The organism is Pseudoduganella sp. HUAS MS19 (assembly GCF_053615455.1).
Genome location: NZ_CM132133.1, coordinates 322,683 through 335,642, shown reverse-complemented (window position 1 = coordinate 335,642; position 12,960 = coordinate 322,683). Strand labels below are relative to the sequence as shown.

Annotated in this window: 10 protein-coding genes; 4 read left to right on the top strand and 6 right to left on the bottom strand. The window is 62.6% G+C overall.

Features of this window, described 5'->3' with window-relative positions:
- Window position 1: 1 nt before the first annotated feature.
- The 4 genes from ACWBU6_RS01545 (at window position 2) to ACWBU6_RS01530 (ending at window position 4,340) form a co-directional block, all read left to right on the top strand.
- On the top strand, window positions 2-1,384 hold the full coding sequence (locus tag ACWBU6_RS01545) for a DUF1501 domain-containing protein (RefSeq protein ID WP_452647137.1): 1,383 nt from the start codon (window positions 2-4) through the stop codon (window positions 1,382-1,384).
- A 68-nt stretch (window positions 1,385-1,452) separates the two neighbouring features.
- On the top strand, window positions 1,453-1,911 hold the full coding sequence (locus ACWBU6_RS01540) for a MarR family winged helix-turn-helix transcriptional regulator (RefSeq protein ID WP_452647136.1): 459 nt from the start codon (window positions 1,453-1,455) through the stop codon (window positions 1,909-1,911).
- A gap of 169 nt (window positions 1,912-2,080) precedes the next feature.
- Window positions 2,081-2,536: an Ohr family peroxiredoxin gene (locus tag ACWBU6_RS01535; RefSeq protein ID WP_452647135.1), complete on the top strand. Its 456-nt coding sequence runs from the start codon at window positions 2,081-2,083 to the stop codon at window positions 2,534-2,536.
- A gap of 82 nt (window positions 2,537-2,618) precedes the next feature.
- Window positions 2,619-4,340, top strand: coding sequence for a vWA domain-containing protein (locus tag ACWBU6_RS01530; RefSeq protein ID WP_452647134.1), 1,722 nt, complete (start codon window positions 2,619-2,621; stop codon window positions 4,338-4,340).
- A gap of 6 nt (window positions 4,341-4,346) precedes the next feature.
- On the opposite strand, the gene ACWBU6_RS01525 is transcribed toward ACWBU6_RS01530, so the two are convergent.
- From ACWBU6_RS01525 to ACWBU6_RS01500, 6 genes are all read right to left on the bottom strand, one after another.
- Window positions 4,347-5,756, bottom strand: coding sequence for a glycoside hydrolase family 19 protein (locus ACWBU6_RS01525; protein WP_452647133.1), 1,410 nt, complete (start codon window positions 5,754-5,756; stop codon window positions 4,347-4,349).
- A 15-nt stretch (window positions 5,757-5,771) separates the two neighbouring features.
- Window positions 5,772-8,333 carry a chitinase C-terminal domain-containing protein gene (locus ACWBU6_RS01520; RefSeq protein WP_452647132.1) on the bottom strand — a complete coding sequence of 854 codons (2,562 nt, stop codon included), beginning with the start codon at window positions 8,331-8,333 and terminating at the stop codon, window positions 5,772-5,774.
- A 14-nt stretch (window positions 8,334-8,347) separates the two neighbouring features.
- Entirely contained in the window at window positions 8,348-9,364 is a 1,017-nt protein-coding gene (locus tag ACWBU6_RS01515) for a cupin-like domain-containing protein (RefSeq protein WP_452647131.1), read from the bottom strand.
- A gap of 61 nt (window positions 9,365-9,425) precedes the next feature.
- Window positions 9,426-11,318 carry a glycosyl hydrolase family 18 protein gene (locus ACWBU6_RS01510; protein ID WP_452647130.1) on the bottom strand — a complete coding sequence of 631 codons (1,893 nt, stop codon included), beginning with the start codon at window positions 11,316-11,318 and terminating at the stop codon, window positions 9,426-9,428.
- Window positions 11,319-11,549: 231 nt separating this feature from the next.
- Complete coding sequence (locus ACWBU6_RS01505) at window positions 11,550-12,257, bottom strand: substrate-binding periplasmic protein (RefSeq protein WP_452647129.1); 708 nt, start codon at window positions 12,255-12,257, stop codon at window positions 11,550-11,552.
- Window positions 12,258-12,322: 65 nt separating this feature from the next.
- Window positions 12,323-12,850, bottom strand: coding sequence for a PadR family transcriptional regulator (locus tag ACWBU6_RS01500; RefSeq protein ID WP_452647128.1), 528 nt, complete (start codon window positions 12,848-12,850; stop codon window positions 12,323-12,325).
- Window positions 12,851-12,960 lie beyond the last annotated feature (110 nt).

Sequence of the window (12,960 nt, the reverse complement as noted above, 5' to 3'; positions counted from 1 at the left end):
CATGACAAATCAAGCTTCGCGCCGCGCCTTCCTCAAGCGCGCATCGGCACTCGGCGTGGCAGGTGTGGCGGCGCCTTGGGCAATCAACCTGATGTCGATCGCCGAGGCGGCGGCAGCCACCGCAAGCGATTACAAGGCGCTGGTTTGCGTCTTCCTGTACGGCGGCAACGACTACGCCAACACAGTTGTGCCGTACGACAGCACCAGCTATGCGCTGTACCAGCAATTGCGCCCGACAATTGCCTATGCCCGCGACGCCCTGGCGGCTACGGCGCTGGCGCCATCGGTCCCGGTGCAGGACTCGTCCGGCGGGGCGCGCGAGTTCGCGCTCGCCCCGGCGCTGGCGCCCCTGGTCCCGATCTTCAACGCCGGCCACCTTGGCGTCATGCTGAACGTGGGCCCGCTGATCCAGCCCACCAGCAAAGCGCAATACCAGGCCAAATCCGTGCCGCTGCCGCCAAAACTGTTCTCGCACAACGACCAGCAATCGATCTGGCAATCGTCCGCGCCGGAAGGCTCGCGCACGGGCTGGGGTGGCCGGCTTGGCGACCTGTTCGAGTCCGGCAACGGCAACGCCACTTTCACCTGTGTTAACGTCTCCGGCAATGCGGTCTATATGGCAGGCAAGACGGCGGTGCAATACCAGGTGTCGTCCAATGGCTCGATGCAGTTCAATGGCCTGAAGTCGCCGCTGTTCGGCTCCTCCTCCGCCACCGAGGCATTGCGTACCTTGATCACTCAGCCGCGCACGCACGCGCTGGAGAACGAATACAACCGCGTGGCGCGCCGTTCGGTGGATGCCAACGCGGCACTGACTTCGGCCCTGGCTACGGCGCCCGCGCTGCAGACGGTGTTCCCGGCATCGAACTCGCTGGGCGACCAGCTGAAAATGGTCGCCCGCATGATCTCCGCCAACGGCAGCCTGGGCGCCAAGCGCCAGGTATTCTTTGTTTCGATGGGCGGCTTCGACACCCACGACAACCTGGCCACCGTCCATCCGGGCCTGATGGCCAAGCTGGGCGATGCCATGTCCGCCTTCTACCAAGCGACGGTGGAACTGGGCGTGTCCGACAAGGTGACCACCTTCACCGCCTCCGATTTCGGCCGCACGCTGGTGGCCAATAACGATGGTTCCGACCATGGCTGGGGCAGCATGCACTTCATGATGGGCGGCGCGGTCAAGGGCAAGCGCTTCTACGGCACCGCGCCGGCCGTGGCCAATAATGGTCCGGACGACGTGGGCCAGGGCCGCCTGCTGCCAAGCACTTCGGTCGACCAGTTCGCGGCCACCATGGGCAAATGGCTGGGCGCCAGCGACAGTGAACTGCTTACGCTGCTGCCGAACCTGTCCAACTACAGCACGCGCGATCTCGGCTTCCTGTAATGCCGCCGGTCCGATTGAATCGGACCACATGGTAAAGTAGTGGCGTTGAACCAACGTCATTACCTACCATGAGCAAAGCAAAGCCGGCACCCAAGCCGCAAGACCTGAAACTTGCGGATTTCCTGTGCTTCGCCATCTATTCGGCCAACCTCACCTTCGGCAAGGCCTACAAGCCCATCCTGGACATGCTGGGCCTGACCTATACCCAGTACATCACCATCATCGCGCTCTATGAAGAATCGGACCAGATGGTGAGTGAACTGGGCGAGAAGCTGTTCCTCGAATCGAACACGCTAACTCCTATCCTGAAAAAGCTCGAAGCTATGGGCTACGTTACGCGCCAGCGCAGTGCAGCCGATGAACGCCAGGTCCTGGTCAACCTGACCGGAGAGGGCCGCGCCCTGCGCGAACGCGCCTTCAACGCGGACCTCTCCGCGGCATGCGGCCTGACGGGCGACGAATTCGCCGAGACGCGCGACGCCGTGCTCAAACTGCGCAATAACCTGGCCAAGTCCCTGGACAGATAGCTTCAGGAGTGGCTGGTCTCCGCTTCGGCCAAGCGCACACCAGCGAAATAAATATCGCACACGATGTAATCGAATCCGCTTGACATCAGCGGCTTTGCGGCTATACTCCTGTTCATCGCATGCGACTGCATCGTATGCGATTGAAATTAACGACCTTACGGAGCTATATATGAGCAAAATCACCAAAGTCCTCGCCACTGGCAAAACCCGCACCACGCCTGTCGATTCCGCCATCTTTTCCGGTAATCCCGAGGGCCGGCTGGATCTCCACCTGACCACGCCTGGCAACCCGGCGGGCCGCATGCTTGATATCCAGGCGACCCAGCCGCACCCGCTCGCGGAACAGTTGTTTGCCGGAGCTTGGTCGGCTTGCTATTCGGGCGCTGTCGGTCTGGCGGCGAAGGAAAAGAAGGTCGCGCTGCCGGCTGGCACCCATGTCGAGATCGAAGTGGATCTTGGCCAGGGCCGCGGTGAATACTTCCTGCAGGCGCGCCTGACCGTGTTCGCACCTGGCGCCGACCACGCCGCCGTGACCGAGGTGGCCCACCTGGCCGACGCCATCTGTCCGTACTCGAAAGCGGTGCGCGGCAACATCGACGTCGTGCTGAGCGTCGTCACGGCATAAGGGATACAAGATGTAACCTTTGTTGCAACGGACGTGCCTCTGGAGCATCTTAGCAAGACAATAACTCCAGAGGACGTCCACTATGAAAAAGAACATGGCATTTGCCCCGGTCGCGGTAGCCGGCATGCTCACGCTTGCAGCCTGCAGCACCCTGCCGCCGCGGCATGGGCCTTACCAGGCAGCCGAGGCACCGATGCCGGTGCCGGCCCCGGTTGCCGCAACGCCGACGGCCGACATGCGTGCAGGCGGCAGTGCCAGTGCGGGCCGGACCCGCGAGCAGGCCGCAAAGTCGGCGCCGATGATGAACTATTCGGCCGGCATGCCGGCGCCGATGCCGCATATCGCGCGCCTGCCGGAATCGGCCGACAAGTTCCCCGACAAGGACGGCAACAAGTCTGTCCTGGTAAGCGAGCAGCCCGTTTCGACCTTCAGCGTCGATGTGGACACCGCCTCCTACGCCTACGTGCGCCGTCTCCTGTCCGATGGCCGCATGCCGCCGCAGCAAGCCGTGCGCGTGGAGGAAATGGTCAACTACTTCCCATACAACTATGCCACCCCGGCCAGTGCGAGCCAGCCGTTCGCTGTGACGACCGAGGTGATGCCAAGCCCCTGGCAGCAGGGCAACCAGCTTGTCCACATTGCCGTCAAAGGGTATGACATCAAGGCGGCCGCACGCCCTCGCGCAAACGTGGTGCTGCTGGTGGACGTTTCCGGTTCGATGGGCCCGCGCGACCGCCTTCCTCTGCTGCAGCAAGGCTTCCGCCTGTTCGCCGAGCAGTTGCGCGATGACGATATGGTCTCCATCGTCACTTACGCCAACGGCACCGCTGTCGCACTCGAGCCGACCAGCGGCAAGGACAAGCAGAAGATCATCGACGTGATCAATAACCTGCGCGCCGCTGGCGGCACCGCCGGCGGCGACGGCCTGCAGCGCGCCTATGCCCAGGCCGAGCGCAATTTCGATCCGAAAGCCGTGAACCGCGTGATCCTGGCGACCGATGGCGACTTTAATATCGGCATCACCGATCCCAAACAGCTCGAAAAGTTCATTGTCGATAAACGCAAATCCGGCGTCTACCTGTCGGTATTCGGTGTCGGCATGGGTAACCTGAACGACGCCCTGATCCAGCGCCTGACCCAGTCCGGCAATGGCAATGCCGCCTACATCGATACCCTGCTGGAAGCGCGCAAGGCGCTGGCGCAGGAACTGGGTTCGACCATGTTCCCGATCGCGAACGACGTAAAGGTGCAGGTCGAGTTCAATCCGGCGCAAGTTGCAGCCTACCGCCTGGTTGGCTATGAAACCCGCATGTTGAACCGCCAGGATTTCAAGGACGACAAGGTGGACGCGGGCGATATGGGCGCCGGCCACACCGTGACCGCCATTTACGAAGTCACGCCAGCCGCCAACGCTGGCAAGCTGGTCGACCCGCTGCGCTATGAGCAGCCGGGCAGGAAGAAGGCAGAGGCATCGGGCAAGAACGAAGAGCTGTGCTTCGTGAAGGTGCGCTACAAGCTGCCGGGCCAGGCGGCCAGCAAGCAGGTTGAGCATGCGGTACGTGCCGGCAGCGCCCGCGACTCGCTCGACGCAGCGCCGGATGATCAGCGCTTTGCCGTTGCCGTGGCGGCCTTTGGCCAGCGCTTGCGCGGCGAACAGCAGGTAGCGGACTTCAGCTACGGCGACATCGCCAGGCTGGCGGAAGGCGCACGCGGCGCCGACCGTGACGGTTATCGTGCCGAATTCGTGAGAATGGTACGAATGGCAGAATCCCTCGGTACGGTCGGCGCCACTGCGCAACGCTGATCCAGCCTAGTTGAGCGTGACGTTCCAGTTGCGCTCAACGCACTTTACGTAATTGCCGGCGATGAGCGCGTTGTACGGCGTCTGGTAGCTCACAAGCTGGCACTGGTAATCGCCGCCGCTGTTCCAGTTCTTCTCCCAATAGATGTTGTAGGCAGCGGAACTGGATGGGCCGAAGCGCTGCATCGTGGCGCACGATAGCTGCTCGCCGGCCACATTCCAGCCAAGGTCCGCGGCGAACTGCCTGTAATAATCGATGCGGTTCTGCGCCGCCGGCTTCTCGCTGCCGGTACCGCATTCCGCATTGATGATCATGATCGTGGTGGCGAAGTTGTTTCCCGCGCCGGCAGCGATATCGCTGGCGTTGGGAACCCAGCTTCCGTCGATCACATGCAGCATGGATGGCTTGGGCGGTTGTGGGTAGACGAAGAAGAACGTAGCGGATGCCAGGTTCAGCCAGGTCGATGCCACCTGGTCCGGGTTCTTCAGCAGCACCGACTGGTCGCCGTTGAACATCACCTGCGAGAACGGCCCGTAGTTGTAGTTGTACGAGAGCTGTTTCGCGCCGCGTCCGAAATACTTCTTGTAGCTGCCATCCGCGTTCTTCCCGCAGGTCCAGACCGTGTTGAACACCGGGTCGGCGCATTCGGTGTTGTAGCCGCAGCCCGGGCCATCTTCGGTGCATCCCAGCTCGCGCAGGTATTTCAGGCCTTGCCGCCATTGCGGCAACGGCAGGCTGGCATTGTGCTCGCCGGTTTCCTGGGCGAAGTGGGCGAACATGGTGGCCAGAGAGTGGCGGCAAATGGCGTCGGCATTGCGGCCGTCGCTGTAGTCGCCGCACACAGCCGGGAACTTCGCTACCGCCTGCAGGAAGCGCCGGTATTCGTAGCTCGCTTCGCGCAAGGAGAAGTAGTAATCCCATTTCGCCGACGATAGCAGGCGTTCAACGCGCTTAACATTGGCCGGATTGCCGGCTGCGCCGGGCGCCACGGCCTCCACCGTTGCGTTGTCGAGCGTCCGTATCGACGCCTTGACGCTGCGGAAGAAGTTGTTGTCGGTCAGCGCCAGTTCGCGCGCCTCGGCCTGCGCCCTGGTCGGCACGCCGCCGGGTTGCGTTGGCGGGTCGCCTGGATCGGTGGGCGGATCGGTGGCGTCGCCGATGTATTTCCACGGCCCCCAGGTATCGGCTTGGCTTGGCGCATTTCCCTGCGTCCACCATTTCGCCTCGTACTGCTTGCTCTGGTAGATGGCGCACATGCCTGCGGTATAAACCTGGCTCGCGCTCCACGCCGGGCAGGATGCCGTGGCATTGGCCACGATACCCTGCGCCAGCGTGCGCGCGGGGACCGTACCCTCCGTGCCGCCGCCACCGCAGGCGGACAGCACCAGAGCAACTGCCGCATAAGTGAGAGTTCTCATGTCGTTTCCCCTCGCTTACTGAAGCGCCACCGGCAGGTCAGGATACTCTTCGCTCAACGCGTAGCGCACCCCGTTTACCGTAATCGTGTAGGCGGAAGGACCGCTGATCGGCAAGGTGTAGTTCAGCGTCAGCGACACCGATGCGCCAGGCGCCAGAGATTGCCATGCCGGTATCGTGAACTTGGCGCGGTTGAAGCTGGCCTTGAAGCCGCCGATATTATTCGGCCCTGTGTAGCCAGCCTTGATGACAGTCAGGCCGTAACCCGACTGGTCGCTCATATTGGCCGGCGCCGAAACCGGGTAGTCGAATTCCACCACCGAGCCGCCCGGAATTGTGGTGGCGGTGTTGTTCGTCACCGTCATCACAGGATTGATCGGGTAGTTGCTGTCGCCCAGCTTCCAGCCGCCGAGGGAGATGCTGACCTTTGCAGTGCTGACTGGCATGGCTGTCTCAGCGCGCGTTGCACCGTATGGCGCGGCCGTGCGGAAGGCTGCCGCAATATTGTTGGTCAGCGTGTAGCCCATGAAGTACTCGCCCGCCCCGCCGTTGCGCGCTGCATTCCACGCATAGTCGCCGGCCAGTTCCCAGATCATGATGCCGCCGATGCCGTTGTTCACGACGTAGCTGGTCTTGGCTGCGATGGACTGCGCCGTTTCCGTGGAAAGGAAGACCTGGCGCGTTGCGTTCCACAGCCACGGTGCCGCCATCGTGGCGCTGTACTGCGGGCTGTAGGTGCCGGTGATGGTCTTCTCGGTCACGCCGTAGGCATCGAGGTAGGATGGCACGATGGCGTTCTGCAGGTTGAGTGCGTGCCATAGCGGGTTGCCGCCGCCCGGTACCGGCTTGCCGTTGGTATCTAGGTCATGCCAGACGTTGTCGATGCCCGTAGCGCCTTTGCCGCAGGTCTTCACCCCGGCGCAAACGACCGGGTCGCTGACAATCGGGCTGGTTCCCCACAAGCCATTGGTGCCGCCGGTGACCTCTTTCCAGCCGCGCGTGTAATACGGCACGCCGATGTTAATGCGCCCTGCCTGCAGTGCGCCGCGATAGTAGCGGTAGGCCCAGTCCACGTTCAGGTAGCCGATGCCGCCGTACTGGTAGGCGTTGCCGGCTCTCAGTTCGGCGTCGTTGCCGTCGTCGAACAGGGCTGCATTGGGGCCGACGTACTGGTTCCACCCGCCGTGCAGGTCGTAGCTCATCAAGCTGGCGTAATCGAGGTACTTCAGGCCGGACAGGTTTTCCTCGCCGCGCAGCACCCATCCTGATGCGGAACCGGCGATCGTCAGCAGGTAGTACTTGTTATCCGCCACGGCTGCGGCGTCGAGTTTCTCACGCAGCGTTTTCAGCAGGACGTTGTAGCTCTTCATCAGGCCGGCCAGGCGTGGCTTGGAGAGCGGGAAGTCGAGCGGGTTGCCTGCCTCGTTGTTGGTCGTGGGATGCTCGTAGTCGATATCCATCCCGTCGAAGAAGGTGTACTGGCGCAGGAAGGCGACCATCGAATCGGCCAGGGTGTTGATGCCTGCCGTGTTGATGCTGCCGTCCGGGTTGGTGGTGGCGGTGTAGAAACCGCCGCTGCCGGCCCAGCCGCCGACCGAGAGCATGATTTTCACCCCCGGGTGCTTTCTCTTGTACTGGGCGAGCAGGTTGAAGTGGCCTTTGTACGGCAGGGATGGGTCCATCGCCGCAGCAGGGATGTTCGGCCAGGTGATGCCGGTCTCCGGGTTGTTTGCGCCACTGCCTATCAATACCTTGTTGTCCGTGCCGACGCTGGCGAAAGCATAATTGACGTGGGTGATGTTCTGCCACGGAATGTCGTTGACCAGGTAAGACGGCTGGCCGTTGGCGCCGGTGCGCCAGCTCGTGAAATAGCCGACAATGCGGCGGTTCAGGCCATTTGCCAGCTTTTCGCGGCCGTTGGCGTCGTATACGCTGCAGTATGGCACGTTCGGTACCGGCGAGGTCAGGCCGTCGGGGCGGCATGCCACGGGCGTTGGAGTCGGTGTCGGTGTCGGCGTGGGCGTCGGTGTTGGCGTAGGTGTTGGCGTAGGTGTGGGAGTCGGTGTCGGGGTTGGCGTGGGTGTCGGCGTTGGAGTCGGGGTAGGCGTTGGAGTAGTCGTCTGCAGCTCCCACGGGCCGTTCGCTTCCGTGCCCGGGACATTATTCTGTGTCCACCACTTCGCCTTGTAGACGGAGCCGTTGTAGGTCACGCACATGCCGCCGGTGTAGACTGCGCTGGCGCTCCATGCCGGGCAATCCGGCGTTGGTGTCGGGGTTGGCGTAGGAGTGGGCGTCGGCGTCGGCGTGGTCGCCTGCAACTCCCAGGGTCCATACTGTTCGGCGCCTGGCACATTATTCTGCGTCCACCATTTTGCCTTGTAGACGGAACCGTTGTAAGTCACGCACATGCCGGCGGTATAAGTCGCGCTGGCGCTCCAGGCCGGGCAGGCTTCGGAAGCCGTCGCGGATGCAAGGGTGCGGGTCGTCGCGGCAGCCTGGCCGCTGTCGTTGCCGCCGCCGCAACCGGCGATGGCGCTGCCGACCAGCGCCAGCATCAAGTAATTCGGTCGAAAATTCATGCATGTCTCCGTTATTAGAAGTCGTGGTTATTCGGATAACTGCTGTAGAAATCGTTATCCCAGCGGAAGTGTGTCGCCGAGATGGTGAGTGAGATGTCGAGTCCCTGGACGAAGTGCCACCAGCCGACCGGCAGGAACAGGATTTCCCCGGGCGCCAGTTCGACGTCGAGGACAGGCACGCCGGCCATCGAGGGGTAGCGCTGCAGATCGATGTCGCGCCCATCGACGGGAGTGAAGCAATGGCGCTGGTTCTGCAGCCTTGGCGTTTCGCACGGGGCGATCAGCCGCACGCGCTTGCGCCCCATCACCTGGATCATGAAGTTGTTGGTCAGGTCGTGATGGAAAGGCGTGATGGTCCCCGCCGGTCCAAGCCAGAAGAAGCCTTTGCGTTCGCCGTCCAGGTATTCCGGCAACAGCGGCATGTCCTGCCACAACTCGTCCAGCGCCTGCCGGTTACGGCCGTCGTTATTCGCCGTCATGTAGAAATCGTTGGTGCTGCCGCTGCTGCGCACCCGTTCCACATACTCGCCGAACGGCATGTGGCGCTTGTGCGCGATGCTGTTCATCTCATAGTCGGCATCGGCATTGCGGCCGAACTGCACTTCCACTTCACGCTCGCCGAATTGCGCGGCGAGCCAATCCAAAGTCCATTTCCCGCGTGCCGGCCAGTCGTCCAGCATACCGGTGATGATGACGGGGCGGTTGCACAGGTAATGCTCGTGCAGGAAGGCCTCGGTCGACAAACGCTCGCGGCGCGGCACCTCCTGCGGCGCCATGCGGTTCAGGCGCGCCTGGATGCCAAGCAGCCAGTCACGCTTGGCCAGCCGGTTATGCAGGCGTTGCACGCCGTGCAGGTAGGGACTGTTCATCGCAGCCGTAATCTCGGCTTGCGCGAGTTGCGGTGGAATGCCGGACTGGCCGAGGATGCCGGCCAGCGTTGCAGGCGAATGGCCCAACATCAGGTTTTCGGCGATCCAGCGCCGCCATTCGTCGCTGATGCCAAGGGAGTGCACCGTCGCACGACGTTTCATACGCGTCTCCAAATGGGAAAAGCCGGCGGCGTTGGGGCCGCCGCCGGCAAGGGATGGACGATTAACGTCCTTTCCAGACTTCGCTGGTCAGCGCACCGCTGGCATCGCCGTCCAGTTCCCACGAGAAGGCGCCGCGCAGGCCCTGGTCGCGGACATACTGCATCTTGGTGCCGATCACGGTCGGATCGTCATAGCTCCACCACTCGCCGGTGCTGGTGTACAGGAACAACTGCTTGGTCACCGGGTGGTACCAGCGCTGGCCGGTCTTGTTGCGCAGGACCTTATAGTCGTCGATACCGCCTTCGTAAGTGCCGCCGGCACCGCCGGTGGCGGCCTGGTATAGGCCATTGCCGTTCGGGCCCGCCGTGACACCCTTCCAGCCGCGTCCATAGAACGGAATCCCGAGCAGGATCTTGTTCTTCGGCATACCGGCTGCGGTCAGCGCGGCGATCGCGTCGTTGGCGTTGTACTTCGCCAGGTTGCCGGTCGCTGGGTCGGCCGGGTCGCGGTACAGCGGCGAGTGGAAGTTGGTGGTCGATTCCCACGCGCCGTGGAAGTCGTAGGTCATCACATTGACCCAGTCCATGTACTGCGCGTACTGGCTTGGCTCCGTGTTGGCGATCTTGTCGACGCCGGCGCCGATAGCAGCGGTCAGTGCATAACGCTTGCCATCGGTCGCGCCCTGCGCATCAAGCTGGGCTCGGAACTCCGCCATCAGGAGCGTGAAGTTGCGCTTGTCGTTGACCGTGTCGACGGTGTTGTATGGCTGGCCGCCGCCGCCCGGGTATTCCCAGTCGATGTCGATGCCGTCGAACACGCCCTTGGCGGCGCCGGGACCGCCGCGTCCGTCCTGGATCGGCAGGTCGCCGGCAATGAACATCTTCACGCAGGACTTGGCGAGCTGTTTGCGCAGCGCATCGGTCTTGGCTGCGGCCGAGAAGAATTTCGACCATGACCATCCACCCAGCGAAATGAAGACCCTCAGGTTCGGGTGTTGCTGCTTGAGCAGCTTGAGTTGCAGGAAGTTGCCGGACAGCGGAGCATCCCACGGTACGGACTGGCCGTTGACGGTACGGCGGGGCTGGCGCTGGTAGTCGGCGTAGGAGTCGCCGCCGGTGCCGGCTTCCGGCGATGAAGGGTTGTCGTTGCCGACTTCGGCCTTCGTCACCATGTCGCATTCGTAGCCGCCGTTCTTCTGGTACACATTGCCGAAGGCATAGTTGATGAAGGTGAGCTGGTCAGCCACGCTGGTCTGCACGCCGTTCACCGGCGTCTTTGTGGTGTGAATGTCCGCCACCTCGTAATCGCGGCCATATACGCCCCACTGCGCGAAGTAGGAACCGATCTCGCGGCCGTTTGGCGTCGGCGTAGGAGTCGGGGTCGGCGTAGGAGTCGGGGTTGGCGTCGGCGTTGGTGTTGGCGTAGGCGTTGGCGTGGGTGTTGGAGTAGGCGTTGGCGTTGGAGTCGGCGTCGGCGTCGGCGTCGGAGTGGTCGTTTGCAGCTCCCACGGCCCGTTCGCTTCCGTGCCCGGGACATTATTCTGCGTCCACCACTTCGCCTTGTAGACGGAGCCGTTGTAGGTCACGCACATGCCGCCGGTATAGACCGCGCTGGCGCTCCATGCCGGGCAATCCGGCGTTGGTGTCGGCGTTGGCGTAGGAGTGGGCGTCGGCGTGGTCGCCTGCGCCTCCCAGGGCCCGTACTGCTCGGTCCCTGGCACATTGTTCTGCGTCCACCACTTGGCCTTGTATACCGTGCCGTTATAGGTAACGCACATGCCGGCGGTGTAGACCGCGCTGCTGCTCCATGCCGGACAGGATTCCGACACCGCAGATGTCGCAAGCGTCTTTGGCTGTTGCGTCGCCTGGCCGCTATCGCTGCCGCCACCGCAAGCCGCCAACATGCTGCCCGTCAAACCGGCGACCAGCAAACTTCTCGAAACCTTTCGTTCCATGCTCCCCCTCCTTCTTCGGTTGTGGTTGTCGGGACAGCATGGGATTCGGACAATTGGTAGTCAAGTGGTTTTAATTAGTGTCACCAGCATAAGACCAGTTGCAAAAATGCATGCGTAAAAAAAGGTCGTCCAAATAGGGGAAATACGAATGGAGCGGGCGATGTCTCAAATGAGACATTCTGTTAAACGGTAGATACCGGCATCATGCAAGTTACTCACTGGTATTACCGGTCAGTGGCCTGGTATGGATTTCTGGATGCGTTCAATGGTGCGGTCAGCCTGCATTTGCTTCAGAACGCGGGTCAGCTCCGGCACCAGCGCCTCGTGCTTTTTGTTCAGGTAGTGATAGACCGGGAAGGATGAGAGCGGTGGCTCCAGCACGGTCACCCCTTCCAGTTTCTGGGCGCGCACCACGGCCATGCCCGAAGCCCGATGGCCCAGCACCAGGTCGGTGCGCCCCATCATCATCTTCTCGAAAGCCTGCTGCATGGTCGGCACCTGTTCCACCTTCATGCCCTTGGTATTCTCCTGCGCGATCTTGTTCCCGCGCATAAAGCCCAGCGTGTAAGGCCGCAGGCTTTCCCAGCCATTGACGATGAAGGACGTACCGCGCGAGAAGATCACCAGCTCAAAGGTGAGCAAGGGGACCGGAACGATGACGAGGTTGGGGTAATCGCGGTCCAGGCCAAGCTTGCGATACAGCTCGCCATCCATCTTGCCGTCATTGGCGTACATCAGCGAGCGCTCGCCTGGCAACTGGTGTACCGCCAGTGTGCGGCCGACGCGCCGGTAGGCTTCGCGCAGCACCAGTTCCGAAATGGTGGCGGCAGGATCGTCACCCACCAGGGTGGAGACATGCATCACGGGCAAAGCCTGCGCAGCTACCCAGGCTGGCAGCAGGCCAGACAGCGCGAAACCCAAAACTGCGCGACGACGCATTTCTTCTCCCGGCAATCCCCTGCCTGGAGCATATCACTGACTACACTTTCTGTAGTTCCGATAGCTCAGCTTTCCAGGATGCGCAGGGCTTCGCGCGCCATATTGATTGCCAGCTCCTCCTGTGCGATGCCGCCCTTCAGCAGCACGTACTGCAGCTTTCGCTCGCGTGAATCCGATTCGCTGGCCATATCACGTTGCTCGAAGCTCTTGTACAAGGCCAGTTTTGCCTCATGCAGCGCCAGGTGGCGGCGCATTTCGTCGGCCAGCCCCGCCGGACCGATGGCTGCCTCGGCCCGGATGCGCACCATCAGCGCGTCGCGCTGGGGGCGGGGATCTTCGCCCTCGGCAACCCAGCGCCGCAGTTCCGCGGTGCCGGCCGGCAGCACGCGGTAGGCGCGTTTGCGGCCGCGCCCCGTCTCGGCGGGCAGGGATTCGATCCAGCCGGCTTGCTCCAGGCGCGCCAGTTCCCGGTAAATCTGCTGGTGGGTGGCGGCCCAGAAAAAGCCGATCGATTTATCGAAGCGCCGGGCCAGTTCCGAGCCGGAACCGGCTCGCTCGGACAGGGAGGTCAACAGCGCGTGGGGCAAAGACATGGCAGGAAACAATGAAAAAGATGCCACCATCTTGCCTGAGCAGCGAGAGGCGGACAAGCCACACTGTCTCTGCAACTAGTTGCATAGACGCGCCAGCCGGGCTATATTTG